The organism is Tateyamaria sp. LSS28, assembly GCF_059611725.1.
In genome coordinates this window covers 143,703-170,651 of sequence record NZ_JCAPFI010000007.1, presented here as the reverse complement: position 1 = coordinate 170,651, position 26,949 = coordinate 143,703, and the positions used below count along the sequence as shown (strand labels likewise).

Here is a 26,949-nt window from a genome sequence, read left to right as displayed (position 1 = left end):
TGATTAGACCGTTAAGACGCCTCTGGTAAGGAGGGCCCTGGTCTCCCACGTTAATGCGCGGGGACAAAGCAGACACCGCGGAGCAACGGGGATGCTGGAATTCGAAAATGTATCCAAGTCCTTCTGGACGGGCACACAGCGCAAGGTGATCCTTGATCGTGTATCCTTCCGGGTGGAATTGGGCCATTCGTTTGGCGTGCTGGCCCCCAATGGCACCGGCAAGACGACCCTGATCAACATGATGGCAGGGCTCGAGAAGCCAGATGAGGGCGAAATCCGCCGCAGCTGCAACATCTCCTTTCCTCTTGGGTTCATGGGCGGGGTGCTGCCCAAGATCTCTGCACTCGAAAACTCACGTTACATTGCACGGCTCTATGGGCTTGATCCCGACTATGTGGAAAGCTTCTGTCGCTGGCTCTGTAACCTGGGTGAGTATTTCGACCAGCCCTTGGGTACGTATTCATCGGGCATGCGGGCGCGGTTTTCATTCGCGCTTATGTTGGCTCTCGACTTTGACATCTACCTGATCGACGAGGGCATGCCCTCGTCAACAGACGTTGAATTTAATCGCAAAGCAGGCGAGGTACTGCAGGAACGGCTGCGTACCACAACAATCATCATCGTGTCGCATCAGGCGCAAACGCTTGAGAAATTTGCGCGCTCAGCCGCAGTTTTGCTGGACGGCAAACTGCACATGTTTGACACGCTGGAAGAGGCAAAACGGCTTTATGACTACGAAACCCAAAGCTAGGAAGTTCCGGATCAAGCGCACAGCGCCCGCGCTTGGCAGTGCGGCGCCTGCGTCCGAGCGCGATACCCCTCCCGAAAAGCCAGCGCCTGAGGCCAAGCCGCGTGAGCAAACTCAAAAACCTTCCGCCCAAAGCGGAGAAGTCGCCTCGAACCAGCAGGTGCAAAGTGAAAATACCATTGATGCGATACGCCAGGAGGGGCTGACCGGTCGGCAACTGCGCATGGCGCGACGGGTGGCGCAGAAGCACGGGCTGGCACCCACATCCGACTTTGATGCCGTTCGCCTGCTGCGCGCCAAGGGAATTGATCCGTTCCAACGCGCGAATATGCTGGAGCTTGTTGTGCCGCAGGCGGGGGCCGAACAACATGAAGGCGGCGCACCCGATGCCTTCGCAAATCTGCCGGCAAGTGCTGCAGGGGCTGGGCGCGCGCAACTGCCACAAACCGTGCCTGTGAGACAGCAGCAACTGCCGTCAACCGAACTTAGCCCGGCAGATCGAAGATCTCAGGAAATCCAGAATATCCAGCGCGACATTGCACGGCGTCGCCGCAAGAAGATGGGCCTTTTGCTGGTCCGGCTGGCCTTTTTCGTGATCCTGCCCACCTTCCTTGCCGGCTACTATTTTTACACCATCGCCACGCCGATGTACGCGACCAAGTCCGAGTTCCTGATTATTCAGAACGAAGGATCGGGTGGCGCCGGACCCCTTGGCGGCCTTCTGCCTACACAATTCGCCACCAACGCCGACAGCATCGCGGTGCAAGGCTTTTTGCAGTCCAAGGATGCGATGCTGCGGCTCGACCGCGATGTCGGCTTCAAGACGCATTTCACACAGAACTGGATCGACCCAATCCAGCGGCTGAGTGACAATCCCACCAATGAAGAAGCCTACAAAACCTATAAGAAAAACGTCAAAATCGGCTACGACCCGACAGAGGGCATGATCCGGATGGAAGTGGCCGCCGCTGATCCACTGGTATCGGCCGAGTTCTCAAGCCAGTTGATCGACTACGCAGAACAGCGCGTAAACAACCTGTCCGCACAAAAGCGCGATGACCAGATGCGCGACGCCCGCCAAGGGTTTGAACGAGCAGAGTCGGAGCGCCGCACAGCGCAAGAAAACCTTGTCCGATTGCAGATCGAGGGCTCCACCCTCGACCCGGAGGGCGTGATCGCTTCCCTGCGCACGCAGATCGGCCAACTCGAAACACAAATCATCGAAAAAGAGATCGAGCTGGCCAGCTTGCTGAACAACGCGCGGCCCAACCAGAGTCGTGTGGACGGCGCGCGCGGCACGCTTGAAATCCTCAAGGACCAACTTGCGGCTCTCAACAACAAGATGACCGACGTGAGCCAAGGCGAAAACTCACTGGCGGAGCTTGCCGCACGCATCCAGATCGCCCAGGCCGACCTTGCCTCACGCGACTTGATGCTGCAATCGGCTCTGCAACAGATGGAACAGGCGCGGGTCGAAGCAACCCGTCAGGTGCGCTATCTTACAGTTGCTGTGGAACCCATCGCGCCCGAGGAACCGACCTATCCCCGCGCATTCGAAAACACGATCTTGGCATTCCTCGTCTTTGCAGGCATCTATCTGATGATTTCGCTCACCGCGTCGATCCTGAGAGAACAGGTGACAAGCTAGGGTCTGGACCCATTATGAAACATGTTGAAGTCGCCGATCTCACGATCGGCAATGACCGTCCCTTGACGGTGATCGCAGGCCCTTGCGCCTTGGAGAGCATCGGCCTCGGCCAAGAGGTTGCCGGGCGTATGAAGGAAGTCTGCGAGGCCGCTGGCGCGCAATATGTCTTCAAAGCAAGCTATGACAAAGCCAACCGCACATCGCTAAAGGGTGGGCGCGGCCTTGGGCTGGACGCTGGGTTAAAAGCGCTGCAAGCGGTCAAAGAGTCCATCGGTGTCCCAGTACTTACGGATGTGCATACAGAGGCTCAATGCGCCCCGGTGGCTGAAGTCGCTGACATCCTACAAATCCCCGCCTTCCTCTGCCGTCAGACGGACATGCTTTTGGCCGCTGGTGACACGGGTGCCGTGGTGAACATAAAGAAGGGCCAGTTCCTAGCCCCGTGGGAAATGCCCAATATCATCACCAAGGTCGAAAGCACCGGCAACACCCGTATCCTGCTAACAGAGCGGGGCACATCCTTCGGCTACAACACTCTGGTGGCCGACATGCGGTCGCTGCCGCAGATGGCGCAAACCGGCTATCCGGTGGTGATGGATGCCACCCATTCGGTGCAGCAACCGGGGGGCAAAGGTGGATCAAGTGGCGGGCAGCGTGAATTTGCACCTGTCATGGCACGGGCAGCAGTGGCCATCGGGGTCGGGGCCGTCTTTATCGAAACGCACCCCGATCCCGACACCGCTCCGTCAGACGGGCCAAATATGATTTATCTCGATCAAATGCCCGCCCTGATCGAGACTCTTATGCAGTTCGATGCGCTCGCCAAAGCGCGCCCAATGACATTTTAGTCAAAGAGTTTTCCATGACCAAACCTGCCGCCACCGTGACCCCGAACACGTGGGAATTCCTGCGCGACCCCATGATTAAGCCGACGGGCTTCCGCGAGTATGATGCGCGCTGGAAATACCCGGACGAGATCAACCTTCCCGGGGTAACAGCACTTGGTCTTGGCCTTGGGACACAAATGCGACGGCGCGGCATCGATCCTGTGATTGCCGTAGGCAACGACTATCGTGATTACTCTCTCAGCATCAAGAACGCCCTGATCGTCGGGCTGATGCAGGCAGGGATACAGGTCAAGGACATCGGCCCCGCACTGTCCCCCATGGCCTATTTTAGCCAGTTCCACCTTGATGTGCCGGCGGTTGCCATGGTCACTGCCTCTCATAATCCCAATGGCTGGACCGGCGTCAAGATGGGCTTTGATCGCCCCCTCACTCACGGCCCGGACGAGATGTCGGAACTGCGCGATATCGTATTGAATGGTAGTGGTGAAGCACGCCCTGGCGGCGGCTATGAATTCGTTGACGACGTGCAGGAAGCGTACCTTCAGGACCTTGTCGGCGACTTCAGAATGACACGCCCACTCAAGGTCGTATGCGCCACTGGCAACGGCACCGCCGCTGCCTTTGCCCCAGAACTCTTCCGCCGCATCGGTGTCGAAGTGGTCGAAAGTCACACAACGCTCGACTACACCTTTCCAAACTACAATCCGAACCCCGAAGCCATGGAAATGCTGCACGATATGGCGGACAGCGTAAAAGCTTCCGGCGCAGACCTTGCGCTTGGATTTGACGGGGACGGTGACCGCTGCGGGGTAGTGGATGATGAAGGGGAAGAGATCTTTGCCGACAAGGTGGGGGTCATCATGGCGCGCGACCTGTCAAAACTCTATCCGAACGCCACCTTTGTGGCCGATGTGAAATCCACCGGCCTCTTCGCCTCAGACCCCGAACTGCAAGCGAACGGTGTCACGGCAGACTATTGGAAAACCGGACACAGCCACATGAAGCGGCGAGTCAAGGAAATCGGCGCCCTCGCAGGGTTTGAAAAATCAGGCCACTATTTTCTCGCTGAGCCAATAGGACGCGGCTACGATTGCGGGATGCGGGTCGCGGTTGAAATCTGCAAACTGATGGATCGCAACCCTGACATGAAGATGTCGGACCTGCGCAAGGCGCTGCCGAAAACACACTCAACCCCGACAATGTCCCCCTACTGCTCGGACACTGAAAAATACAGCACACTGGACCGTATTGTCGCCAAGCTGACAGCCAAGGCCGTTGCGAATGAACCCATCGCAGGTCGCGCAATCAAGGAGGTGGTGACGGTAAACGGCGCTCGGGTCATTCTGGATAACGGCGGTTGGGGTTTGGTGCGCGCTTCGTCCAACACGCCGAACTTGGTGGTGGTCTGTGAAAGCCCGGAAAGCGAAGACGAGTTGCGCGCGATTTTCGCAGACATCGATGCGGTAATCCGGACTGAGGATACCGTTGGGGAATACGATCAGACCTTTTGACGGGCGCGCCGACCCATAACCTGACGCAATGCTCGTAATTTAGAAACGGGCCACAATCAGTTTTGCGGCCCGCCCATTCAGACCGCCTGCCAACCCTCACTGCGAACAGGTTGAAGCCATTCAACCTCATGTTGCCTAGCCTAGAAGAAACTTATGTCTGGCAACGAGCGATCACTGCAATATGTCGAAGCGCTTGCAGATCAGGTTTCTTGGCGTCCTGTATGTTCGAAAGCCCATCGCTTCGTAGTATGCCAACCCTTCCGGATTATTCGCGCCAATGCTTGCGTCGATATGAGCCAACCCTGCATCTTGCGCAGCCCTACATGTGACATTGAATAATGCGCGACCAACGCCACGCCGTGCTGCGGAGGGTCGTATGTGCGTGCCAACAATGCCCCACCCCGGTTCTACACCCCATTGGTTGCCCGCACGGGCAGTTTTGAGTGACTGGAATCCAAGTATGATCCCATCGTCCTCGGCCACGGAGCAACGAATCTTATCGACGCTTTCAATGTAGTATTGCCGTACGAATTCCTCATCGTCAGGACTCAAACGTTTGCCAGCGGCCGTCAGCTCGCGAAGAAATGTGCTCATCTGCTCAATATCTTCAACTGTGCCATCCCTGATCATCATCGCCACTCTCCATTGCGTTTTGGCGATCATGCACATCAGTCACATGCGACCTCAAGGACCCGCAAGCGAGCAAAAGGTGGGGTGGCACAAAACAGCAAAAGGTCGTTTGGCCGATACAAGCGCCGACCATCAGCTGGTATCAACTTTCTGCTTGCCACTTCGGGCAAGTTTCCGATACGAAACTCTCACAGCTTGATGTTGGGAGAACCAGCTTACTGGTGCCGAAGGAGCAACTGCCTCGGAAACTCTCAGGCCAAAGGACCAATGTCAGGCCAAACTACTCTGGAGAGTGATGCCATTGGCATCCGCCGAAGGGATAATGATCTCAGGCACCCGGGACAGAGGAGGCACCGACGCGCAAGAGATGTCTTGCGCATGACTTGGTGCCGCATGATTTGACGCAAATCTTGTCGGCTTGAAAAAGGTGATGAGGCATGTCCGATCTAAAGCAGACCCCGCTTCACGCGTTGCACGTTGCCCTTGGGGCCAAGATGGTACCCTTTGCGGGGTATGACATGCCGGTGCAATACGAACTGGGGGTCATGAAAGAGCACCTCCATGCGCGGGCGAAGGCCGGTCTTTTTGACGTCAGCCATATGGGGCAGATCATTGTGCGCGGGACGACTTATGACGCGGCTGCACGTGGTCTGGAATCGCTGATTCCAGTCGATGTGTTGGGCTTGGGCAAGAACCGCCAACGTTATGGCTTTTTCACGAATGCGGATGGCGGCATCGAAGACGATCTGATGCTGGCGAACCGCGGGGATCATGTGTTCGTTGTGGTGAATGCTGCCTGCAAGGACGCCGATATTGCGCATATGAAAGCCGCGCTTGAACCGGATGTGACGGTGACTGAGATCACCGACCGTGCCTTGCTGGCTTTGCAGGGGCCTGCCGCTGAAGGTGTGCTGGCCGCGCTCGATCCGCGTGCAGCAGAGATGCGCTTTATGGATGTGGCTACGCTGGATCTGAACGGGGTTGAGGTCTGGGTTTCCCGGTCCGGCTACACGGGCGAAGACGGGTACGAGATTTCGGCACCCATGGATGTCGCGGAAGACATTGCAAAGGCCTTGCTGGACCATTCTGACGTTGAAGCCATCGGCCTGGGCGCGCGCGATTCCCTGCGGTTGGAGGCGGGGCTGTGCCTATATGGGCACGACATTGACGCCGCAACAACGCCTGTTGAGGGCGGTCTGACATGGGCGATCCAGAAGGTGCGGCGCGCGGGCGGAGACCGGGAAGGTGGCTTCCCGGGCGCGGAGAAAATCCTGGCCGAGATGGATAGCGGCGCTGCGTGCAAGCGCGTGGGGTTGCTGCCTGCCGGTCGCGCGCCCATGCGCGAGGGCGTGGTGCTGTTTGTAACCGAGGATGCAACGGATTCAATTGGTACCATCACCTCGGGTGGGTTTGGCCCCACGGTCGGGGGACCCGTTGCTATGGGTTATGTCACCACTGAATACGCCGCGTTGGGCACCACGATTTTCGGCGAATTGCGTGGAAAACGCCAACCACTCACGGTCGCAAAAATGCCGTTCACGTCAGCCAATTTCAAACGATAGTAGAGAGGAAACCCTATGAAATTCACCGAAGAACACGAATGGCTGCGCGCCGATGGGGATGCGTATGTCGTGGGTATTACCGAGCACGCGACAACGCAGTTGGGCGATCTGGTCTTTGTCGAATTGCCCGAGGTTGGCGCGACCGTGAGCAAGGACGACGAAATTGTGGTCATCGAAAGCGTGAAGGCGGCGTCCGACATCATGGCCCCGGTCGATGGAGAGATCACCGAAGTGAACACGGCATTGGCAGATGATCCGAGCCTCGCCAACAGTGATCCGTTGGGTGAGGGCTGGTTCTTCAAGATCAAGGCTTCGGATCCGTCGCAGCTGGACGCGCTGATGGATGAAGCTGCCTATAACGCACTGATCGGCTGAGGAACCTGCCTGATGACTTTCAAACCCACCGACTATCTGCCCTATGATTTTGCGAACCGCCGCCATATCGGGCCATCCCCCGCCGAAATGGAAGAGATGCTGGAAGTGGTGGGGGCGAAAGACCTCGACGCGCTGATTGACGACACGATTCCGGCGAATATCCGGCAAAAGGAGCCGCTGGATTTCGGCAAGGCCAAGTCGGAGCGCGAACTACTGCATCACATGCGGGTAACGGCCTCGAAGAACAAGGTTCTGACCTCGCTGATCGGGCAGGGATACCATGGGACGGTCACGCCTCCGGCTATCCAGCGCAACATCCTTGAGAACCCGGCGTGGTATACGGCCTATACCCCGTATCAGCCGGAAATCAGCCAGGGGCGGCTTGAGGCGCTGTTGAATTTCCAGACGATGGTGTCGGACCTGACCGGGCTTGAGATTGCCAACGCGTCGCTGTTGGACGAGGCCACGGCCTGTGCCGAGGCGATGACCATGGCACAGCGGGTCAGCAAGTCGAAGGTTGCCGGCTTTTTCGTGGATGAAAACTGCCATCCACAGAACATCGCCGTGATGAAGACGCGGGCACAGCCGTTGGGCATCGACATCGTCGTTGGCAACCCGAACGATCTGGATGCCAGCGCCGTGTTTGGCGCGATCTTTCAGTATCCCGGCACCCATGGCCACATCCGGGATTTCACCGATCAAATCGCCAAGCTGCACGAGAACAAGGCCATCGGCATCATCTCGGCCGATCCGCTGTCGCTGACGTTGCTCAAGGAGCCGGGGGCGATGGGCGCGGATATTGCCGTGGGCACGACCCAGCGCTTTGGTGTGCCTGTCGGGTATGGTGGTCCGCACGCGGCCTATATGGCAACCAAGGCCAACTATGCCCGCAACATGCCGGGCCGCATTGTCGGCGTGTCAGTCGACAGCTTTGGCAATCGGGCCTACCGGCTGTCCCTGCAAACGCGCGAGCAGCACATTCGCCGAGAAAAGGCGACGTCGAATGTCTGCACAGCGCAGGCGTTGCTGGCTGTGATGGCCGGGTTCTACGGCGTTTTCCACGGACCCGACGGCCTGAAAGCCATTGCCCAACGCATCCATCGCAAGACCGCCCGATTGGCGGAAGGATTGAAACAGGCGGGCTTCGATGTGCGCCCGGCAACCTTCTTTGACACGATCACCGTCGATGTGGGGCCATTGCAATCGGCTGTGATCAAGTCCGCCGTTGACGAAGGCATCAACCTGCGCGCCGTGGGGACGACTGCAATCGGCATCACGCTGGACGAACGCACGCGGCCAGCCACTATTGAAAAGGTCTGGCGCGCGTTCGGGATCGAACGGCAGGACAAGGATTACACGCCGCATTACAACATGCCGGAGAAGCTGATCCGCACATCCGAGTTTATGACACACCCGATCTTTCACATGAACCGGGCAGAGACGGAGATGATGCGCTACATGCGGAGGTTAGCAGACCGCGATCTGGCGCTGGACCGTGCGATGATCCCGCTGGGATCTTGCACCATGAAGCTCAACTCAGCCGCCGAAATGATGCCGGTCAGCTGGCGCGAGTTTTCATTGCTACACCCCTACTGCCCCAAAGATCAGGCCGCCGGATACATCGAGATGATCGACGATCTGTCGGCCAAGCTGTGCGACGTCACAGGTTACGATGCGATTTCCATGCAGCCCAATTCGGGCGCGCAGGGGGAGTATGCGGGCCTTCTGACCATCGCAAGCTGGCACCGGGCCAACGGCGAAGGGCACCGTGACATCTGCCTTATTCCGATGAGCGCACATGGCACCAACCCTGCGTCCGCCCAGATGGTCGGGTGGAAGGTGGTGCCGGTGAAGTCAGCGGACAATGGCGACATTGATCTGGATGATTTCCGGGCCAAGGTGGCGGAACACAGGGACAACCTTGCCGGTTGCATGATCACGTATCCGTCGACCCACGGCGTGTTCGAAGAGACGGTAATCGAGGTGTGCCAGATCACGCATGATGCGGGCGGACAGGTCTATATCGACGGGGCCAACATGAATGCCATGGTGGGTCTGAGCCGCCCCGGCGACCTGGGCGGCGATGTCAGCCATCTCAACCTGCACAAGACATTCTGCATCCCGCATGGTGGCGGTGGCCCCGGCATGGGACCCATCGGTGTCAAAGCGCACCTGACCAAACACCTTCCGGGCGACCCTAATGGTGGCGAGGGTGCGGTCAGCGCTGCGGCCTTTGGGTCACCCTCTCTGCTGCCTATCTCGTGGGCCTATTGCCTGATGATGGGCGGCGATGGGCTGACGCAGGCCACGCGCGTTGCCATCCTGAACGCCAACTACATCGCGAAACGGCTCGAAGGGGCATTCGACGTTCTGTACAAAGGGCCAACCGGTCGCGTGGCGCATGAATGTATCATCGACACGCGCCCCTTTGCCGACAGCGCGCACATCACGGTGGACGACATTGCAAAGCGGCTGGCAGATTGCGGGTTCCATGCGCCCACGATGTCGTGGCCGGTGGCGGGCACCTTGATGATCGAACCGACCGAGTCCGAGAACAAGGCAGAGCTGGATCGTTTTTGCGATGCCATGCTGGGCATCCGCGATGAGATCCGTGCGATCGAAGAGGGGACAATGGACCCCGAGAACAACCCCCTCAAGAACGCGCCGCATACGATGGAAGACTTGGTGCGGGATTGGGATCGCCCTTACAGTCGTGAAAGCGGTTGCTTCCCAACCGGATCCTTCCGCGTCGACAAGTATTGGCCACCGGTCAACCGGGTCGACAATGTCTGGGGAGACAGAAACCTGTCCTGCACCTGTCCACCGATGGAGGACTATGCCAAAACGTAAGCCGAAGACTCGTAACCCATTGCTTCCCAAGCATTTAATAAAAATGCGGGAGGTTTTTGGCCCGGGCAGCACGCACCCAGTTTGGGACGAAGGGCACGATCTTGTCTTGGGTGGGCACCATGATTTCAATGAAACTGGCGCCGTCATGCGCGATGGCGGTTGCCAGTGTGGATTCGATATCCGCCTCTGACGTGATCCGCGACGTGGCGAACCCAAACCCTTCGGCGATTTTCAGGTAATCCACTGTGCCGAAATCCGTCGACCACGGCGCATCCACATCATCCAGCAACACGGCTTCTCCCCGGATCCAACCGAAGCTATCATTTCGATTCAGGACGATGGTCACATTCTTTCCGGATCGTTTGATCGTTTCCATGTCCCCCATCACAAAACCAAGCGATCCATCCCCGGTGAACGAAATCACCGGGCCGTCACAGGCATAGGACGCCCCCAGAGCCGCTGGAACGGAATAGCCAAGCGCCCCCATGGAATAGTTGGTGATATAGCGCCGCCCCGCCCTGCGAAACGTCAACAGCGCCGAAGGGTAGATCGCGCTGACCCCCGGTTCGGAGGTGACGACTGCGTTGTCGGGCATAAGCCTATCCAATGTCTGCGATAACTTGACGGGCGATATCGTCCCCTCCGGCATCGGAATATTCGAGTTGAACACCTTGTCGAGCGCCGTCTTTTTCGTCGCGGTCACGTCAACGCGGGGACGGTCAAGATTTGGGTGCTCCGCCTTGATGATCTCGACCATATATTCAAGGCTTGCCCGCGCATCGCCGACCATGCCAACTTCGACCGGGAAGTTGTTGCCGATATGCGCTTCTGCGATATCAAGGTGCAGGAAGGTTTTGGTGCACGGATCGCCATACAGCTTCCAGTGATCCGTAGCAGCACTGTCCGTGTTCGACCCGATGAAAAAGATCGTATCGGCGTCGTGGACATATTGATTGGAATACTCCATCCCACCGCGCCCACCGATGACCCGCAAAGCCAGCGGATGATCCTCTCGGATCGTGCCCTTGCCCGGCGTGGTCGTCCCGACCGGTATTTGCAGCAGTTCAGCCAGTTCAACAATAACCTCTGATGCTTTGGAGATCAGCGCGCCCTGCCCGCAGACAATCGCTGGTTTTTCGGCAGCCAGGAGCACGTCGATCGCCGCCCGGATCTTGCCATGGTTGGCGACCGGACGATGCGCAGGATAGGTGCTGTATTCACCTTCGGCATAGAGATCAGTAACCTCTGCCTCTTCGCCAAAAATGTTGATCGGCACGCGAATGTGGACGGGCGCCGGTCTGCCCGAGGTTGCAACGCGAAAGGCACGCCGAACAAGGAAAGGGATTTCGCTGACCTTGGTGACGACAAAAGATTCCTTGCAGATGCTGTCATACAGCGCCGTTTGATCCACACCCGTCAGCCCATGTCTCTTGTCCTGATTGATCGGAATGTCGGAGCTAAAAAAGATGATTGGGACCGAGCTGAGGAACGCTTCGGTGATGCCGGGGGTGCAGTGTGTCACGCCCGGGCTGGGTGCCTCGAGCACGCAGGGTTTGCCGGTGATCTTGGCATATGACTCGGCCGCGTAAGAGGCGGTGCGTTCATCGCGTGTCAGAACAAATTCAATATCCGAATGTGCGCGCCATTCCTTGTACCACCCGATTGTCGTTTCCCCCGGCAGACCAAAGACGTGGGTAACGTCATGCAATTCAAGCATCCGCAAAAGCGCCTGTGCACCATTCATACGTTTCGGGGCTGGTATGGTTGGCATCAGTGACTTTCCTATGTCAGCAGCTGTGTACGATAGCGGGCGAGCGTATCCGGATCAGGTGCGGTACCAAGGCCCGGAGTTGTAGGCACGTGGACATGCCCGTTGCGCACCGGGAACGGCGTTTCGGCCAGATCCGCCTCGGCATAGAATGTGGACATGTAAAATTCACAGCCCAAGGTCAGGTCCGGGATCGCCGCCATCAGATGCGCCCCTGCCATGTGGGCAATGGTGGTCTCGAACATGCAACCGCCATAGACCTCGATCCCGGCCGCCCGTGCAATCGCTGCGATTTCGATACATCGCCGAATGCCCCCGGATTTGGCCGTCTTGAGCGAAAAGATATCAGCCATTCGGGACGCCGCACCACGCGTTGCATCGCGCACATCAAATGCACTTTCATCAGCCATGATCGGCACATCGACGGCGCGGGTAATCTCGGCCAACACTTCGCGCTCGTGTCGTTTGACGGGTTGTTCTACGAAATCGGGGCGAAACGTTTCGAGGTCGCGAATGTGCCGGATCGCGTCATAGGCCGGCAGGCCCTGATTGTAATCGACACGCAAGCGGATATCGTCGCCATAGCGCGCACGCAGCTTTTCAAGGCGCATCAGATCAAAGGCGTGATCGGCAAAACCGGTCTTCAGCTTGAAGATCCGCACACCGCTGTCCCAGATGTGGGCAACATCCTCCTGATCGGCGCCGAAATCGGGGTTCGCAACCGAAAAGCTGAGCGGAATACTGTCGCGGTGCCGCCCGCCCACCAACTCGGCCACGGGCAAGCCCGCAACTTGCCCGGTGACATCCAACAGCGCACATTCCAGCGCCGCCTTGGCCTCGCCATGGCCAACGAGGGCGCGCTCAGCATCATCCATGATCGGTTCGACCAACACGGGGTCACGCCCGATGACATGAGGGCGAAGATTCACGTGCAGCGCAGCGGCATTACCCTCGACCGTTCCAGTGAAGACCGGCCATGGCGATGCCTCACCCCAGCCGGTCAGGCCAGTATCAGTCACAAGCTCGCAGAGAACCACATTGATCCCGCCCACATCGCCCGACCCGTGCGAATGCACCGCTCTGGCCGGAATGGAAACGCAATGAACGCGCATCTCAGTGATACGGTGGTCGCTCACTTTGGAACGGCCTCACTGAGACGGATGTCGTCCATATCTGCGGGAAAGCGTCGCGGCAGCAGACCCGCCTGAAACCAAGTCAGATAGGTGTAGATCGAAAAGACCGGGCGCCCCGTGGCACGCCGGATGTCGGCGGCATAGGGCACCATATTGGTGCACTCGAGCAGGATGGCACCGACCTTTGGGTGATCCGCCACCAGTTGCATCGCTGCCGTAATGTTATCCGCCCGCGCCTTGTCAAAGTCGATCTCTGCTGCATCATCAAGGATGCGCGTGGTGAAGTGTGACCCAGCCCCAGTACCTGCAACTGGTGTATCTGGCGCAATACCAGCTGCCTCCAGATGCACGGGAGTCAGTGTCTCGGACGAGATGGTGAGAATACCCAGCGACTGATCGGCAGGCAACGACTGTCGAATGAGGGGCGCTTGCAACAGCGATGAGGATGCGACCGGCACGCCGAGTGCGCGCGATATGTCGTGTTGAAAAGGAACAAGGAACCCGCAATTCGTCGCGATCCCGTCACATCCAAGATCGACCAACTCGCGGCCCGCCCCGATAAACGCGTCCAGCAGCGGTGTCGCATCGCCGCGTACCACGTTGTCGGGTGTGGCTGCAGAGACAACCTTGAACTGGACGGGGAACGGCCACGTGGCTGCGTTGCCAATATCTCCGGGAATGCGGGGAAACCGGGTGTTCAGCATCAAGATGCCCACCGTCGCCCCAAAGACTGTTTTGCCACCATATGTCGTCATGTCAGTTCTTCCTGAGGGGCGTAAAGATCAGCAAAGGCAAGGCGCACGGCCTCGGACGCATGTTTTGCGCGGTGTTCGATATGATCGCGCATGGCAGCAGAGGCCGCAGCACCATCCCCGGTGCGGACGATGTCCAGAACCGCACGATGCCGTTCCGTTGTCGTGCGTCCGGCAGCTTGCAGACGTCGCAAATCAGCCGTGCGAACAAAGCGGATCTTGTCATAGATCGTTTCGAGCATTCGCAACAGCTCGGGGTTGCCCGACAGACCCGCCAGTTGCAGATGAAATGCTTCATCCAGCTCCATCAACCGGATTGGGTTTGTGCAGTTTGAATATTCATCAGCCGAGAGGTCCAGCGATGCATCGATCGCCTCTAGTTCAACGGGTTTGGCGTGCATTGCTGCTTGACGTACCGCCTCGCACTCAATCGCCATCCGTGCCTGATACAAATGAATGATCCGCTTGTCAGACAGCGTTCGGCAAAAGAAACCGCGCCCCGCGCGAAACTCAACAAACCCTTCTGCAACCAAACGATTCAACGCTTCGCGCAACGGCGTGCGGCTGGCGCCCAAATCTCGCGATAACGATGATTCATTAATCCTTTCACCCGGTTTGAAGGCAAAAGATGCCGCCATTTCACGCAATTTCACATAAATCGCGCTAACCGTGTCGTTCATCTCGGACGTGGCATGGTTCATCTCTTGGTATCCCGATGTGTCAGAGGCAGCCTAGCGCAACCCTTGCATTGCGCACAAGGCTGTGCATTGATCTGTATACAATTCTATAACTGTTTTCAGAGGTCGAGCAGCAAGACAATGCCAAAGCGCGTGATCATAGCCGGGGCCGGGATTGTCGGCGTCTCAACTGGGATCTGGCTGCGCCGCATCAGCGATGCTGAGGTCACGATAATTGACCGGCTACCCCCGGGCGAAGGGACCTCGCACGGAAATGCCGGCGTCCTTGCCGCCTGTTCGATTGCGCCCGTGACCGCTCCCGGGCTGACACATAAAGCACCCCGGATGCTTGTGAACCCGGACTTTCCCCTGTTCATGCGCTGGGGTTACTTTCCGAAACTACTGCCTTGGTTGCTAAAGTATCTATCTAACGCCAATGACAGTGACACACGCCGCATTGCGGATGGGCTGACCACAATCGTCGCGGACAGTGTCGACCAGCACAAAGCACTTGCGGCTGAAACCGATGCAGCAAGCTGGGTAAGCGACAGCGACTATTCTTTTGCCTACGCAAACCGCGCCGCATTCGAAGCCGACGCCTATACTTGGGGCCTGCGCCGAGATGCGGGGTTTGAACCGATCATCCGGGAAGGTGATACCGCACGCGCATATGAACCCAACCTGTCGCCCGACATAGGACTGCTGGCAACGATGCAGGACCACGGATATGTCCGCGACCCGGGTCGCTACGTCAAAGCGTTGGCGGTCGAGTTCGAAAGACTTGGCGGCAGGATCTTGCAGGCCGAAATCAAAGATTTCGACCTCACCGACGGCAAGATCTCGGCAGTGCAGACAGATCAGGGGCCGCATGCTTGCGATCAAGCCATCCTTGCGACCGGTGTTTGGTCCAAACCCCTGATGCAGAAACTGGGCCTGTCGATCCCGATCGAAGCAGAACGCGGCTATCATATTATCTTCAAGGATGCCGCGGGCGGACCCTCGCATCCTGTAATGGTCGCCAGCGGAAAATTCGTCGCCACCCCGATGGCCGCGGGCTTGAGATGCGCGGGCATCGTCGAATTCGGCGGGCTGTCTGCCGGGCCTTCAAAGCCGCCTCTGGACTTTTTGCGCAGGCACGCCAAAGCCAGCTTTCCCAACCTGACCTACAGCGAAGAGGTCGAATGGCTTGGCCATCGCCCTGCCCCATCCGACAGCCTCCCACTAATTGGGCAGGTGGGCGAGACAGGCGTATTCACAGCGTTCGGACACCATCATATTGGATTGACCGGTGGGCCGAAAACGGGAAGGATCACCGCAGGTCTTGTCGCGGAACAGCCCGTAAATACTGACATAAGTGCATTTAACCCAATGCGTTTTTCCTAAGGCCGCGCCAAAAAGAAATGACCACCAGGGAGACTACAATGACAAAATTCACCAAAACATGCGCCACGCTGGCTGCGACGACGATGCTTGCGCTGCCCGCTGCTGCACAAGAAAAATGGGACCTGCCGATGGCGTACTCAGGGTCCAACTTTCACTCGGTCACAGGCGCTGAGTTTGCGGAATGTGTGACGACCGGCACAGGCGGCGCGATCGAGATTACAACACACCCCTCAGGCTCACTGTTTGCGGGTGCAGACATAAAGCGCGCCGTCCAGACGGGACAGGTGCCGATTGGTGAGCGCCTGCTGTCCGGCCACCAGAACGAAAGTGCGATCTTCGGCTGGGACTCCGTTCCATTTCTCGTCTCGTCTTTCGATGAGCACGACAAGCTCTACGGCGCGGCCAAACCACATCTCGAAGAATTGCTGGCGGAGCAGAACCTGACACTACTCTATTCGGTGCCGTGGCCGCCACAGGGCCTCTACTTCAACAAGGAGGTGAACGCCGTTGCAGACATGGAGGGGATCAAGTTCCGCTCCTACAACAACGCCACCGCACGTCTTGCTGAACTGACGGGCATGTTGCCAGTGCAGATCGAAGCCGCCGAGATTAGTCAGGCCTTTGCGACCGGCGTGGCGGAATCCATGGTGTCCTCGGGCGCGACTGGCTACGACCGGAAAGTCTGGGAAAGCCTAAGCCACTTCTATGCTGTGGATGCCTGGTTGCCACGCAACTACATGCTGATCAACTCCGACGTCTGGTCCGGCGTGGATGAGGCGAACAAGAACGTCATCAACGCCTGTGCAGGCATGGCTGAATATGCAGGCACGTGGCGCGCCAAGGAATACACGGGCTTCACCTTGGCGGGCTTGGCCGAGGGCGGTATGAGTGTTGGCCCAGCTGGCGATGCGCTTATGTCAGAGCTCAAGGACATCGGCGCTACAATGACGGCTGAATGGCTCGAAGCCGCTGGCGAGACAGGCAAGTCCATCGTCGACACCTACAACGCCAACTAAGCGACAACAGGCGGGTCGGTTTGTGAAAGATCGACCCGCTTTTCTTTTTCGCGGGGGACAGACACATGACCGGACTTCTGCGCGGTCTGCGCCGCGTCCTTGATTTCATTTATCTTGCCGCGGGCGTGCTCGCCGCCCTCTGCCTGATCGCGATATTGCTGTTGATCGTAGCGCAGATGGTGGCCCGCTGGACCGGAGAGATATTCCCTGGTGCCGCGAATTATGCTGGCTACGCCATGGCCGCCGCCAGCTTCTTTGCCTTTGCCAACGCGCTTAACCGCGGGGCCCATATTCGGGTGTCGTTGGTGCTGAATGCGGTTCCCACCCGTTTTAGACGCTTCCTTGAAATCTGGTGCTTCGGGATTGCCGCGGCGGTCATGTGGTATTTCACCTACTATGCCTATTGGTTCACCTACTGGTCTTGGAAGTTCAAGGAAGTCAGTCAGGCACAGGATGCGACGCCAATGTGGATCCCACAATCCGTCATGGTGATCGGCGGTGCCATTCTGGCGCTTTCCCTGACAGATCACCTGATCCACGTGCTGTTCCGAGGCGATCACCGGATCAAGCGCAACCTCGTCGATCAAAGCTTCGCGGAGTAGGATCATGCAAGAAATCTATGCCATCACGCTGTTTCTGTTTGTCCTGTTCCTGTTGTTGGGCAGCGGCGTCTGGGTCGGGCTTGCCCTGATGGGCGTCGCATGGGTGGGGATGGAACTGTTCACCACCCGCCCTGTCGGAGACACGATGATCACTACGATCTGGGCTTCGTCGTCGAGTTGGACGCTGACAGCACTACCACTCTTTATCTGGATGGGCGAAATCCTGTTCCGAACACGTCTATCCGAAGACATGTTTCGCGGCCTGTCGCCGTGGCTGGCGCGGTTGCCGGGTGGGCTGGTGCACACCAATATCGTGGGCTGTACGGTCTTTGCCGCTGTCTCCGGATCGTCTGCGGCAACGCTGACCACAGTTGGCAAAATGTCGATCCCCGAACTGCGCGCGCGCGACTACCCGGAGCGTATCGTGATCGGCACGCTTGCAGGCGCGGCCACACTCGGGCTGATGATACCCCCCTCGCTAGCCTTGATCGTCTATGGCGTTACCGTGAATGAATCGATCACACAGCTGTTCTTTGCAGGCGTGTTTCCGGGCCTGTGCCTAGCCCTGATGTTCATGGGCTATGTGGCAATCTACTCCTACACATCCGGCGCTTGGAACCCGAAACAGGAAACCGGTATGTCGTTCAGGGACAAGCTGCGCAATTCCCGCTTCCTGATCCCTGTTCTGTGCCTGATCTTTGTTGTCATCGGGTCAATGTATGCAGGTTACGCCACCGCAACCGAAGCAGCAGCCATCGGCGTGATCGGAGCGCTAGTTCTGGCAGCGAGCCAAGGGTCACTGAACTGGAACACATTCACCGAAAGCCTGATGGGTGCCACCCGAACGTCTGCAATGATTGCCCTGATCCTTGCCGGGGCGGCCTTCCTGAAACTCGCCATGGGGTTCACCGGATTGCCCCGCGCACTCGCCGACGGGATCGCCACGATGGAGCTGTCACGTTTTGAGCTGCTGATGATCCTGATGGTATTTTACATCGTGCTGGGCATGTTCCTCGACGGCATCTCGTCGGTGGTGCTGACCATGGCCGTGGTCGAACCCATGGTGCGCGAGGCTGGCATTGACCTGATCTGGTTCGGTATCTTTGTCGTCGTGGTGGTCGAGATGGCGCAGATCACACCCCCCATCGGTTTTAATCTCTTTGTCTTGCAAGGGATGACTGAACACGAAATGGGCTACATCACGCGCGCCGCATTCCCGATGTTCATGATCATGGTCCTGATGTGCTTTGTCCTGATCTGGTTCCCAGAAATCGCGATGTGGCTGCCCGAGACGATGAGACAGGCACCCTAAGAGGCATCGGCCTTGTACCAATGCGTCATTCGTTGAGTGTCCAACTCTCGGGTCCAAGCGACAATGGTCAAGGGCTGATTTGTGCGACCAGACTGGCGGTCGCCAGGGTCAAAATGGCAAAACCGTGGGAACATGCCCAACCGGAACAAACCAGGCTATCCGCATTTCGAAAAGCCGCAGGACGCACACGTCATACAGCCTTCGATCATGCGCATCTCATAGCTGCCGCAACTTGAGCACGCTTTGCCACGCGGTGCATCAAGGCCAACCACCTCAGCCCGTGGATCCGATTTGAGGCCCATGCCCTCGCCCTCAATGAAACCGATCTGGATCATGTGCTGTTCGATCACGCCACCAATGGCGGCCAGAATCGATGGGATGTACTTCCCTTGCATCCACGCGCCGCCACGTGGGTCAAAGACTGCCTTCAGTTCTTCAACCACAAACGACACATCCCCGCCCCGCCGGAACACCGCCGAGATCATGCGGGTCAGGGCAACGGTCCACGCGAAATGCTCCATGTTCTTGGAGTTGATGAATACCTCGAACGGGCGACGATGCCCGCCAATCACCAGATCGTTGATGGTGATGTAGAGCGCATGTTCGCTGTTGGGCCACTTGACCTTGTACGTGTTGCCCTCAAGCGCGTTGGGTCGGTCCAAAGGCTCGGCCATGTAGATCACATCACCATGAGGCTGCAGTGGTTCGGCATCGTTGTTGGCAAGCACCGATGCCTCGGCCGGTTTCTCCTCGGCCACCGTCAGCACCGAGCCAGTCACGGCGTTGGGGCGATATGTCGTGCACCCTTTGCACCCTGTATCCCACGCCTGCATGTAGACATCTTTGAAATCGTCAAAGCTGATGTCCTCGGGGCAGTTGATTGTCTTGGAAATTGACGAGTCGACCCACTTCTGCGCTGCCGCCTGCATCTTGACGTGATCGGCGGGCGCTAAAGTCTGTGCGTTGACGAAGTAGTCGGGCAGCTCGGCATCGCCAAATTTATCGCGCCACATTTGTACAGCGTAATCAACGACTTCTTCTTCGGTCCGCGAACCGTCCTTTTGCAGGACCTTGCGCGTGTAGGCGTAAGCAAAGACCGGTTCGATCCCCGACGACACGTTCCCGGCATACAGCGAGATGGTGCCCGTAGGCGCAATTGAAGTCAGAAGTGCGTTGCGGATGCCATGTTCGGCAATGGCGTCACGAACGTCAGCGTCCATCATTTGCATGGTGCCGCTTGCAAGGTAGCCTTCGGCATCGAACAGCGGGAAGGCGCCCTTTTCCTTCGCCAAGTGCACCGACGCCAGATACGCGGCGCGGGCGATGGCTTTCAACCATTGCTCGGTCTGACGCGCCGCCTCGTCGGATCCATAGCGCAGGCCCAGCATCAACAGTGCGTCGGCAAGCCCGGTAACGCCAAGCCCGATGCGGCGTTTGGCTTGCGCCTCGCGCGCCTGGGCTTCGAGTGGAAAGCGGGAGGCATCGACCACATTGTCCATCATCCGCACCGCAGTGCCGACAAGGTCGGACAGCGCTGCCTCATCCAATTCAGCAACCTCTTCAAAGGGTTGGCTAACCAAACGGGCAAGGTTGATCGACCCCAGAAGACAAGCGCCGTAGGGTGGCAGAGGTTGTTCCCCACAAGGGTTCGTCGCCGCGATGGTCTCGCAATAGTTCAGGTTGTTGGCGGCGTTTATGCGGTCGATGAAGATCACGCCGGGTTCGGCATAATCATAGGTCGACTTCATGATGCCGTTCCAGAGGTCGCGCGCTTCCAAGGTCTTGTAGACGGTGCCATCAAAAATCAGGTCCCAGGATCCGTCTGTCTTGACCGCTTCCATAAACGCGTCCGTCACCAGAACGGACACGTTGAACATGCGCAGGCGGGCGGCGTCGGACTTGGCTGTGATGAAATCCTCGATGTCAGGGTGGTCGCAGCGCATGGTCGCCATCATGGCGCCGCGGCGGCTGCCTGCGGACATGATGGTGCGGCACATCGCGTCCCAAACGTCCATAAAACTAAGGGGTCCGGAGGCATCTGCCGCCACGCCTTTGACTCCTGCCCCCTTGGGCCGGATGGTCGAGAAATCGTAGCCAATGCCGCCACCCTGCTGCATGGTCAGGGCCGCCTCTTTCAGCATGTCAAAGATGCCAGCCATGCTGTCGGGTATGGTGCCCATGACAAAACAGTTGAACAGGGTGACCGAACGCGCCGTCCCTGCTCCGGCGGTGATACGACCGGCGGGCAAAAACTTGAAATCTTCCAGGGCGTTATAGAACGTCTGCTCCCATGCTTCGGGGTCTTTTTCGACCTTGGCGAGATCACGAGCGATGCGCCGCCAACTGTCTTCGACCGTGGTGTCGATGGGCGTGCCATCGGCGTCCTTGAAGCGATACTTCATGTCCCAGATCTGTTCAGCGATCGGCGCAGCGAAACGTGTCATCAGAGCATCCCCATGGTGGCAGTCGAATCTATCGGTCGGCAGAAGATCACCAACGTAGCACACCCCAACAGATTGCAGAAGCGTGGATACACGCTACAATATAGAGTGTGGCTTGGGGACGACTCTGTGGATAAGTACATCAACCTGATCAAACTTTCTGTGGGCAGCGAATGCTATGAAAGTCTGGCGGCGTGGCAACAGACCAAGCGCGCGCAGACCGCCGATGGCTACCCGCGGCACGTGACCCGCATGTGGCCCAAGCGGCAGGCTGAAATCCTGAACGGTGGGTCGATCTTTTGGGTGGTCAAAGGCGTTTTGACCTGTCGTCAGCGCATCATCAGGCTGGACGAAGTGATTGGCAGCGACGGCATCCGCCGCTGCGCCATCGTGTCGGATCCGGAGCTGGTGCGGGTGCAATCAGCGTTGAAACGCCCCTTCCAGGGGTGGCGTTATCTGAAGCCCGAAGATGCCCCGCCGGACCTGCCGAAAGGCCGCGAGCGGGAGGAGCCGCTGCCGGTCGAACTGAACCGCGCGCTAGCCGAGATCGGGGTGCTTTAGGCCCAGAGGTTAACCGACCGTGCGGTGCGGTTTTTGGGCCGGATTTTCCGAAACTGCGCGTTTTGCCGCATAAACCGCGATCTTTGCCCCGCCCCAAAACCACGGTTTTTGACGCATTTCGGGCAAACTGCACATTTTGGCGCGCAAATTGCGCATTTTGCCGTCAGCGCACCCGTTCAGACACCGTTAACACTCTCCACCTGTTAACGTTTGCGCGGGCGCATTCACTGTTTGGAAAGAATTGGTGTCTAGTCGGCCCCCAACCTGTCCAGCAGCGTCGCCAGCACCGCGCGGTCTGCATCCGTGACCTCGGCCACGCGCGATCGCCAAAGGGTGGCCTGGCTGGCGAGGATCAGACCGTCGCTGAGGATCTTGAGGTGGTTGGCGCGCAGCGTTTCGCCGGATGAGGTGATGTCGGCAATCGCCTCTGCCGTTTCATTCGCCACTGTGCCTTCGGTCGCGCCCTGGCTGTCCACGAGGGCGTAGTCGGCCACGCCCGCCTCGCGCAGGAAATCCCGCACCAGCCGGTGATACTTCGTCGCGATGCGCAGGCGGAAGCCATGCGTCCCTCGGAAGGCCGCGGCAGCCGCATCAAGGTCGTCGGTCAGATCAACGTCGATCCAGCCCTGCGGCACGGCCAACACAAGGTCGGCGTGGCCAAAACCCATTTCGGCCATCGGTTCGACCTGCTGTTCCCACAGCGGCAGCTTTTCGTGGATCAGGTCGGTGCCCGTCACGCCAAGGTGGATGCGCCCTGCTGCAAGCTCACGCGGCGTTTCACCGGCTGACAGCAGCACAAGCGACACACCGTCGATCCCGTCAACGGCCCCTGCATATTCGCGATCCGATCCCGTTCGGCTGAGCGTGATGCCACGCTTTTCAAACCACTGGAACGTTTTTTCCATCAGCCGCCCCTTGGAAGGGACACCAAGCTTGATCATGGCGTTGCCTCCAATTCGACCAGCAGACCCGGACGGATGACGGCCCCCACTGCCGGGATTTCCTGACCTGAGCCAAGGCGGCGGGTCAGCGCGTCATAGCGCCCGCCCGAGGCGATGGGCGGCAGATCAGGGCGCTGTTCGGCGTAGAAGCCGAACACGAAGCCGTCGTAATATTCCATGGAGGTGCGCCCGAAGCTGGCCTCGAATTCCAAGTTGTCCACGTCCACACCCCGCGCGCTGAGCGCCTCGGCCCGTGCGTCGACGCGTTTGACGGCGGGGCGGATGGCAGGCAAGTCGACGCACAGCGTGTGCATCTGCGCCAGAGCGAAGGGCAGCGTTTCGCGCACGTTCAGGAGCGCGTCGAGGCTGTCCATCTGCGCGCCGGACAGGGGTGGCTCTGCCGCATCCGCGTGCAGGGCCGCGATGCGCGCATCGATTTCGGCCTGGCTGCGCAGACCAGTCAGCGGTGCGTCTGTCTGCGCCTCTCCGGCCAGCAGGGCCGCGCGCGTTTCTGGCACATCACTGCGTCCCGAAAACCGGTCGAGCAGCGCGCGGAACCGGCGCGGACGCCAGATGTGACGGCGCAAGGCCGCCTTGCGCCGCTCGGATGTGTCCAGCCCATCCACGGCCGCCATGAGCACGCCGATGTCGCCCGTGGCCGCCCGCAAGGACAAGGTGCTGATGGCGTCGGCGATCAGGGCGAACACCTCGGCATCTGCGGCTGCCGGATCGGTGCGGTCAAAGACCTCGTAGCCCACTTGCAGGAATTCATTGGCCCGGTCCGGGTCTTCCTCCTGCCTGCGAAACACCTCGCCCGCATAGGTGTAGCGTGCGGGTTCGGCGCCGTTTGACATGTGCATCTGGACCACCGGCACAGTGAAATCCGGGCGCAGCATCTGTTCCCCACGCAAGGCGTCAGAGGTCACATAGGCGCGCGCGCGGATATCCTCGCCATAGAGGTCGAGCAGCAGGTCGGCGGATTGCAAGATGGGCGGTTCCACGGCCTGTGCCCCCGCCGCGACAAAGCTGTCGCGCAGGGCATGGGCCCGCTGGCGTGCTTGCGTCATTGGTTCAGGATCTCCTGCACCTTGGCGAGCATCTGGTCGCGCGGCACTTCGAACTGGCTGGGGTTTCCGGCCCATTCTTCGTGCGTGGCCGTCTCGGCAATCTTGGCGCCCAGATAGAGGTCCTTGATCTGGACCACGCCGCGCTCTTTCTCGTCCCCGCCTTCGATGATGGCGATGGGGGAGTTGCGCTTGTCCGCGTATTTGAGCTGGTTGCCGAAGTTTTTCGGGTTGCCCAGATAGACCTCGGCCCGGATGCCTGCGTTGCGCAACTCGGCAACCATTTGCTGGTAGTCGGCCATGCGGGCGCGGTCCATCACGGTGACGACGACGGGCCCTTGTTCCGTGGTGCCGATGCGGTTGGTGGCGCGCAGGGCGGCGAGCAGCCGGTCGACACCGATGGAGACGCCGGTGGCTGGGACTTCCTGCCCAGTGAAGCGTTTGACCAGATCGTCGTAGCGGCCCCCGCCTGCGACGGAGCCGAACTGGACCGTCTGGCCCTTTTCGTTCTGGACGTCAAAGGTGAGTTCCGCCTCGTAGACGGGGCCGGTGTAGTAACCCAAGCCTCGAACGATGGAGGGGTCGATGATGATGCGATCAGGGCCATAGCCTGCAGCGTCCAGGAGGGCGGCGATATCTTCGAGTTCAGCGACGCCTTGGGCACCGATGTCAGAGCCTTGGACCAGTTCACGCAGACGGGCAACGGTTTCCGTACCGGTGTCACGCTTGGCGTCCATAAAGCCCATGACGATGTCGGCTTCGCTGTCACCCAGCCCGGCACCTTTGGTGAAGTCCCCGCTGTCGTCCTTGCGACCTTCGCCCAGCAGCGCGCGCACGCCGTCGGGGCCAAGCCTGTCAAGCTTATCAATGGCGCGCAGGACGATGCCACATTCGGCTTCCTTGTCATCACCCGCGAGGCCTGCGACTTCCATCACCCCGTTCAGAACCTTGCGGTTGTTGATGCGGATCACGTAGTCGCCGCGTTTGATGCCCACGGCTTCGAGCGTGTCGGAGAGCATCGCGCAAATCTCGGCATCCGCGGCCATGGAAGCCGTACCCACCGTATCCGCATCGCATTGATAAAACTGGCGAAACCGCCCAGGCCCCGGCTTTTCATTGCGCCAGACCGGGCCCATCGTGTAGCGGCGATAGGGGTTCGGCAGGTCGTTGCGGTGCTGGGCATAGACGCGAGCCAGCGGGGCCGTCATGTCGTAGCGCAGGGCCAGCCAGTCGCCGTCTTCTTCCTGCCAGGCAAACACGCCTTCATTCGGGCGGTCCACGTCGGGCAGGAACTTGCCCAACGCCTCGACCGTTTCCACGGCACTGGATTCGAGCGCGTCAAAGCCATACCGATGATACACCCCGGCAATCGCCTGCAGCATCTCGGCCCGGTCAGAGACATCGGTGCCGAAATAATCGCGAAACCCCTTGGGCGTCTGGGCCTTGGGGCGGGGAGTTTTCTTGGGCTTGGCCATGGTGGTGCTCCATCTGGCGTTCGGGCGCGGGGATACCGCAGGCATGGGGGCTGGGCAAGCGGAGCCTGAGATGGCAGGAGGGAGAGATGGAAAAGCTGGAAGAACAGATCGCGCATTTGCAGCGCACGGTGGATGAGTTGTCGGAAGTCACGGCGCGGCAGGAGACGGAGATTGCCCTGCTGACCCGTCGCGTGCAGATGCTAATGGAGCGGGAAGCGCAGCGCGAAGCGGATGGCGGTGGCGGTGTGATCCTTGGCGACGAACGGCCGCCGCATTATTGACCCGGTCGGCCCGGCCGAAAGCGACCCTTGGGGGAGGATTTTTTGAAATGGGGAAGCCGGACCCGTTCACCCGATATTAAGGTTAATGCACTTTGCTCACGGAGCACCGGGAGCAGGGATGCGAACCGGTGTAAACGGGGAAGGCCCTTGGTCCATTGTGATCAAGGGCTGGACTCCGACCAGATGACCTCTTGCCTCCGTCGTTATAGTGCAGGACCGTCCAGCACTTCCCTGTTTCAAAAAATCCTCCCCGAAGGGTCGAGTGGCCAGCAGCGCCGTGTTCAGGGTGTCTTGAGCGCCGTTGCCAGAACAGCACCGTCATGCAGCAGCATGTCCGCCCAGCGCGCGTTGTCGGTGAAGTTTTCGTAGGCGCTGATGAAGGTTGTGTTGCGCGACAGCCGGTCGATGCGCGTGCCGCATGGTTTGGTGCGGCCCACATTGCAGATGCGACGTTTCAGCGTCTCGTACGCTTTGTCCGTCGTGGAATAGGGGTATTCGTCGGCCGGCAGACCGTAGCGCAACTGTTCGTGAAACGCGGGCTCGCCGAACAGGGCCAACGCTGCCGTGAACTGGCGGGGGCAGTTGTCTGAAAAGCCGGTCACGTAGAACGTCCGGGGATCGGTGCTGTCAGGGACTGTGTCATAGAGGGCGTAGCCACGCCCCTTGCCCGCCGCCTTGTCCACCAGCGTCGCAGTTTTTTTGGGATTGGCGGCGCAGGCACGGGCAATCTGGCCGAAAGGGACGGTCATGCCAGGGGCGACATCGATGATGTCCGCGCTGCCGGGTGCAGAGGCGCGTGGCCGACCAAAGAGGCCACGGCGCTTTTGCGGCTCTACCAGGTCCGGGCTCTGCGCAGCCGGGGCGTCTTCGGCCTTGGCAAGGATCGTTTCCGGGTCTTGTGGAGCAGCAGCCACTGGCACGACGTCTGCCTGGGCTTTCGTGTCGTTCTGCGCCGCACCGCGAAGCCAACCCAAAAGACCGCCGGACGTCCGGGGCGTTTGCGTGGCCTGTTCCTGCGGCGCAGTCTGTGCCTGTGCAGCGGCGACTGGTCCGGTTTCGGAAACGTCGGCGGTTGGCAGTGGACGTGCAGATTGTGCTGCACCTTCGGCCACATCCGTTTCCGTACCGTCCAGAAAATCGCCCAGAATGCTGCCCTCGCGCGCCAGTTCTTCCTCGGATGGGAGTGCGTTGTTGCCGGGTTCTGCGGGCAGCGTCGCCCCTTCGGACACGCGTTCGATTCCGCGCAAGGGATCGCCACAGGCGGCAAGCGCAAGCAGCATCACACATGCCATCGCAGATCGCATCACGCGCGGCTCCTCCCACAGATTTTGAACGTCCCGGCGATGTCATTAGCGGCAAGAGGGCGTCAGG

At 59.3% G+C, this 26,949-nt stretch carries 23 protein-coding genes and 1 riboswitch; of the genes, 13 read left to right on the top strand and 10 right to left on the bottom strand.

The annotated features are described in order from the left end of the window. Positions 1-91: 91 nt before the first annotated feature. The 4 genes from AC53L6_RS20565 to AC53L6_RS20550 are packed head-to-tail and all read left to right on the top strand — an operon-like array spanning position 92 to position 4,755. Positions 92-751: an ABC transporter ATP-binding protein gene (locus AC53L6_RS20565; RefSeq protein ID WP_299205196.1), complete on the top strand. Its 660-nt coding sequence runs from the start codon at positions 92-94 to the stop codon at positions 749-751. Beyond that, a complete protein-coding gene (locus tag AC53L6_RS20560) occupies positions 729-2,396 on the top strand; it encodes a KpsE/RkpR family capsule polysaccharide export protein (protein ID WP_496909197.1) in 1,668 nt (555 codons plus the stop codon). The genes AC53L6_RS20565 and AC53L6_RS20560 overlap by 23 nt, the downstream gene beginning before the upstream one ends. Positions 2,397-2,410: 14 nt before the next feature. Further along, entirely contained in the window at positions 2,411-3,244 is an 834-nt protein-coding gene (gene kdsA / locus AC53L6_RS20555) for a 3-deoxy-8-phosphooctulonate synthase (RefSeq protein ID WP_496909196.1), read from the top strand. 14 nt (positions 3,245-3,258) lie between these two features. Further along, on the top strand, positions 3,259-4,755 hold the full coding sequence (locus AC53L6_RS20550) for a phosphomannomutase/phosphoglucomutase (protein ID WP_299703924.1): 1,497 nt from the start codon (positions 3,259-3,261) through the stop codon (positions 4,753-4,755). Between the two features lie 171 nt (positions 4,756-4,926). Here AC53L6_RS20550 and AC53L6_RS20545 read toward each other — a convergent pair whose 3' ends face one another. Then, positions 4,927-5,418, bottom strand: coding sequence for a GNAT family N-acetyltransferase (locus AC53L6_RS20545; protein WP_496909195.1), 492 nt, complete (start codon positions 5,416-5,418; stop codon positions 4,927-4,929). Positions 5,419-5,577: 159 nt separating this feature from the next. Continuing rightward, positions 5,578-5,662, top strand: a riboswitch (glycine riboswitch). Positions 5,663-5,822: 160 nt separating this feature from the next. Here AC53L6_RS20545 and gcvT point away from each other — a divergent pair. Genes gcvT through gcvP form a run of 3 tightly spaced genes read left to right on the top strand, consistent with a single transcriptional unit; the run spans position 5,823 to position 10,172 of the window. Continuing rightward, positions 5,823-6,947 carry a glycine cleavage system aminomethyltransferase GcvT gene (gene gcvT / locus AC53L6_RS20540; RefSeq protein ID WP_496909194.1) on the top strand — a complete coding sequence of 375 codons (1,125 nt, stop codon included), beginning with the start codon at positions 5,823-5,825 and terminating at the stop codon, positions 6,945-6,947. Positions 6,948-6,962: 15 nt separating this feature from the next. Then, on the top strand, positions 6,963-7,322 hold the full coding sequence (gene gcvH, locus AC53L6_RS20535; RefSeq protein ID WP_496909193.1) for a glycine cleavage system protein GcvH: 360 nt from the start codon (positions 6,963-6,965) through the stop codon (positions 7,320-7,322). A 12-nt stretch (positions 7,323-7,334) separates the two neighbouring features. Beyond that, positions 7,335-10,172, top strand: a complete 2,838-nt coding sequence (gene gcvP / locus AC53L6_RS20530; protein WP_496909192.1) for an aminomethyl-transferring glycine dehydrogenase — start codon at positions 7,335-7,337, stop codon at positions 10,170-10,172. A gap of 34 nt (positions 10,173-10,206) precedes the next feature. Here the strand turns inward: gcvP and AC53L6_RS20525 are convergent, their stop codons facing one another. Genes AC53L6_RS20525 through AC53L6_RS20510 form a run of 4 tightly spaced genes read right to left on the bottom strand, consistent with a single transcriptional unit; the run spans position 10,207 to position 14,526 of the window. After that, positions 10,207-11,943: a thiamine pyrophosphate-binding protein gene (locus AC53L6_RS20525; RefSeq protein ID WP_496909191.1), complete on the bottom strand. Its 1,737-nt coding sequence runs from the start codon at positions 11,941-11,943 to the stop codon at positions 10,207-10,209. Between the two features lie 11 nt (positions 11,944-11,954). Beyond that, positions 11,955-13,076, bottom strand: coding sequence for an enolase C-terminal domain-like protein (locus AC53L6_RS20520; RefSeq protein ID WP_496909190.1), 1,122 nt, complete (start codon positions 13,074-13,076; stop codon positions 11,955-11,957). Next, a complete protein-coding gene (locus AC53L6_RS20515) occupies positions 13,073-13,828 on the bottom strand; it encodes an aspartate/glutamate racemase family protein (RefSeq protein ID WP_496909189.1) in 756 nt (251 codons plus the stop codon). Before AC53L6_RS20515 ends, AC53L6_RS20520 begins: the two co-directional genes overlap by 4 nt. Further along, on the bottom strand, positions 13,825-14,526 hold the full coding sequence (locus AC53L6_RS20510) for a GntR family transcriptional regulator (RefSeq protein WP_496909188.1): 702 nt from the start codon (positions 14,524-14,526) through the stop codon (positions 13,825-13,827). Before AC53L6_RS20510 ends, AC53L6_RS20515 begins: the two co-directional genes overlap by 4 nt. Positions 14,527-14,643: 117 nt before the next feature. Here AC53L6_RS20510 and AC53L6_RS20505 point away from each other — a divergent pair, with 117 nt between their 5' ends. The 4 genes from AC53L6_RS20505 to AC53L6_RS20490 all read left to right on the top strand — a co-directional run bounded on the left by AC53L6_RS20505 (position 14,644) and on the right by AC53L6_RS20490 (position 18,815). Next, positions 14,644-15,885 (top strand): NAD(P)/FAD-dependent oxidoreductase, encoded by a 1,242-nt coding sequence (locus AC53L6_RS20505; protein WP_496909187.1) that lies wholly within the window; start codon positions 14,644-14,646, stop codon positions 15,883-15,885. Between the two features lie 38 nt (positions 15,886-15,923). After that, entirely contained in the window at positions 15,924-16,901 is a 978-nt protein-coding gene (locus AC53L6_RS20500; RefSeq protein ID WP_496909186.1) for a TRAP transporter substrate-binding protein, read from the top strand. A 65-nt stretch (positions 16,902-16,966) separates the two neighbouring features. Continuing rightward, complete coding sequence (locus tag AC53L6_RS20495) at positions 16,967-17,503, top strand: TRAP transporter small permease (protein WP_299205235.1); 537 nt, start codon at positions 16,967-16,969, stop codon at positions 17,501-17,503. Positions 17,504-17,507: 4 nt separating this feature from the next. Continuing rightward, complete coding sequence (locus AC53L6_RS20490; protein ID WP_496909185.1) at positions 17,508-18,815, top strand: TRAP transporter large permease; 1,308 nt, start codon at positions 17,508-17,510, stop codon at positions 18,813-18,815. Positions 18,816-18,970: 155 nt separating this feature from the next. On the opposite strand, the gene AC53L6_RS20485 is transcribed toward AC53L6_RS20490, so the two are convergent. Further along, positions 18,971-21,259, bottom strand: a complete 2,289-nt coding sequence (locus AC53L6_RS20485) for an adenosylcobalamin-dependent ribonucleoside-diphosphate reductase (protein WP_496909184.1) — start codon at positions 21,257-21,259, stop codon at positions 18,971-18,973. Between the two features lie 126 nt (positions 21,260-21,385). On the opposite strand from AC53L6_RS20485, the gene AC53L6_RS20480 reads away from it, so the two are divergent. After that, a complete protein-coding gene (locus AC53L6_RS20480; RefSeq protein WP_299602407.1) occupies positions 21,386-21,817 on the top strand; it encodes a DUF1489 family protein in 432 nt (143 codons plus the stop codon). A gap of 248 nt (positions 21,818-22,065) precedes the next feature. Here the strand turns inward: AC53L6_RS20480 and hisG are convergent, their stop codons facing one another. The 3 genes from hisG to hisS are packed head-to-tail and all read right to left on the bottom strand — an operon-like array spanning position 22,066 to position 25,297. Then, positions 22,066-22,758, bottom strand: a complete 693-nt coding sequence (gene hisG, locus AC53L6_RS20475) for an ATP phosphoribosyltransferase (protein WP_299602405.1) — start codon at positions 22,756-22,758, stop codon at positions 22,066-22,068. Continuing rightward, positions 22,755-23,825, bottom strand: coding sequence for an ATP phosphoribosyltransferase regulatory subunit (locus tag AC53L6_RS20470; RefSeq protein WP_299703957.1), 1,071 nt, complete (start codon positions 23,823-23,825; stop codon positions 22,755-22,757). Before AC53L6_RS20470 ends, hisG begins: the two co-directional genes overlap by 4 nt. Continuing rightward, positions 23,822-25,297: a histidine--tRNA ligase gene (gene hisS / locus AC53L6_RS20465; RefSeq protein ID WP_496909183.1), complete on the bottom strand. Its 1,476-nt coding sequence runs from the start codon at positions 25,295-25,297 to the stop codon at positions 23,822-23,824. Before hisS ends, AC53L6_RS20470 begins: the two co-directional genes overlap by 4 nt. 86 nt (positions 25,298-25,383) lie before the next feature. Between hisS and AC53L6_RS20460 the strand changes: the two genes are divergently transcribed. Then, a complete protein-coding gene (locus AC53L6_RS20460; RefSeq protein ID WP_299602397.1) occupies positions 25,384-25,578 on the top strand; it encodes a SlyX family protein in 195 nt (64 codons plus the stop codon). 281 nt (positions 25,579-25,859) lie between these two features. On the opposite strand, the gene AC53L6_RS20455 is transcribed toward AC53L6_RS20460, so the two are convergent. Continuing rightward, positions 25,860-26,885: a hypothetical protein gene (locus tag AC53L6_RS20455; protein ID WP_496909182.1), complete on the bottom strand. Its 1,026-nt coding sequence runs from the start codon at positions 26,883-26,885 to the stop codon at positions 25,860-25,862. Positions 26,886-26,949 lie beyond the last annotated feature (64 nt).

What these genes read in the sequence shown, in the direction of transcription:
- AC53L6_RS20460 (WP_299602397.1), top strand. Translation starts at nt 25,384, where the DNA reads ATGGAAAAGCTGGAAGAACAGATCGCGCATTTGCAGCGCACGGTGGAT.
- hisG (WP_299602405.1), bottom strand. Translation starts at nt 22,758, where the DNA reads ATGATCAAGCTTGGTGTCCCTTCCAAGGGGCGGCTGATGGAAAAAACG.
- AC53L6_RS20485 (WP_496909184.1), bottom strand. Translation starts at nt 21,259, where the DNA reads ATGACACGTTTCGCTGCGCCGATCGCTGAACAGATCTGGGACATGAAG.
- AC53L6_RS20560 (WP_496909197.1), top strand. Translation starts at nt 729, where the DNA reads ATGACTACGAAACCCAAAGCTAGGAAGTTCCGGATCAAGCGCACAGCG.
- hisS (WP_496909183.1), bottom strand. Translation starts at nt 25,297, where the DNA reads ATGGCCAAGCCCAAGAAAACTCCCCGCCCCAAGGCCCAGACGCCCAAG.
- gcvH (WP_496909193.1), top strand. Translation starts at nt 6,963, where the DNA reads ATGAAATTCACCGAAGAACACGAATGGCTGCGCGCCGATGGGGATGCG.
- AC53L6_RS20470 (WP_299703957.1), bottom strand. Translation starts at nt 23,825, where the DNA reads ATGACGCAAGCACGCCAGCGGGCCCATGCCCTGCGCGACAGCTTTGTC.
- gcvT (WP_496909194.1), top strand. Translation starts at nt 5,823, where the DNA reads ATGTCCGATCTAAAGCAGACCCCGCTTCACGCGTTGCACGTTGCCCTT.
- AC53L6_RS20550 (WP_299703924.1), top strand. Translation starts at nt 3,259, where the DNA reads ATGACCAAACCTGCCGCCACCGTGACCCCGAACACGTGGGAATTCCTG.
- AC53L6_RS20565 (WP_299205196.1), top strand. Translation starts at nt 92, where the DNA reads ATGCTGGAATTCGAAAATGTATCCAAGTCCTTCTGGACGGGCACACAG.
- AC53L6_RS20515 (WP_496909189.1), bottom strand. Translation starts at nt 13,828, where the DNA reads ATGACGACATATGGTGGCAAAACAGTCTTTGGGGCGACGGTGGGCATC.
- AC53L6_RS20505 (WP_496909187.1), top strand. Translation starts at nt 14,644, where the DNA reads ATGCCAAAGCGCGTGATCATAGCCGGGGCCGGGATTGTCGGCGTCTCA.
- AC53L6_RS20495 (WP_299205235.1), top strand. Translation starts at nt 16,967, where the DNA reads ATGACCGGACTTCTGCGCGGTCTGCGCCGCGTCCTTGATTTCATTTAT.
- gcvP (WP_496909192.1), top strand. Translation starts at nt 7,335, where the DNA reads ATGACTTTCAAACCCACCGACTATCTGCCCTATGATTTTGCGAACCGC.
- AC53L6_RS20525 (WP_496909191.1), bottom strand. Translation starts at nt 11,943, where the DNA reads ATGCCAACCATACCAGCCCCGAAACGTATGAATGGTGCACAGGCGCTT.
- AC53L6_RS20545 (WP_496909195.1), bottom strand. Translation starts at nt 5,418, where the DNA reads ATGATCGCCAAAACGCAATGGAGAGTGGCGATGATGATCAGGGATGGC.
- AC53L6_RS20500 (WP_496909186.1), top strand. Translation starts at nt 15,924, where the DNA reads ATGACAAAATTCACCAAAACATGCGCCACGCTGGCTGCGACGACGATG.
- AC53L6_RS20510 (WP_496909188.1), bottom strand. Translation starts at nt 14,526, where the DNA reads ATGAACCATGCCACGTCCGAGATGAACGACACGGTTAGCGCGATTTAT.
- kdsA (WP_496909196.1), top strand. Translation starts at nt 2,411, where the DNA reads ATGAAACATGTTGAAGTCGCCGATCTCACGATCGGCAATGACCGTCCC.
- AC53L6_RS20490 (WP_496909185.1), top strand. Translation starts at nt 17,508, where the DNA reads ATGCAAGAAATCTATGCCATCACGCTGTTTCTGTTTGTCCTGTTCCTG.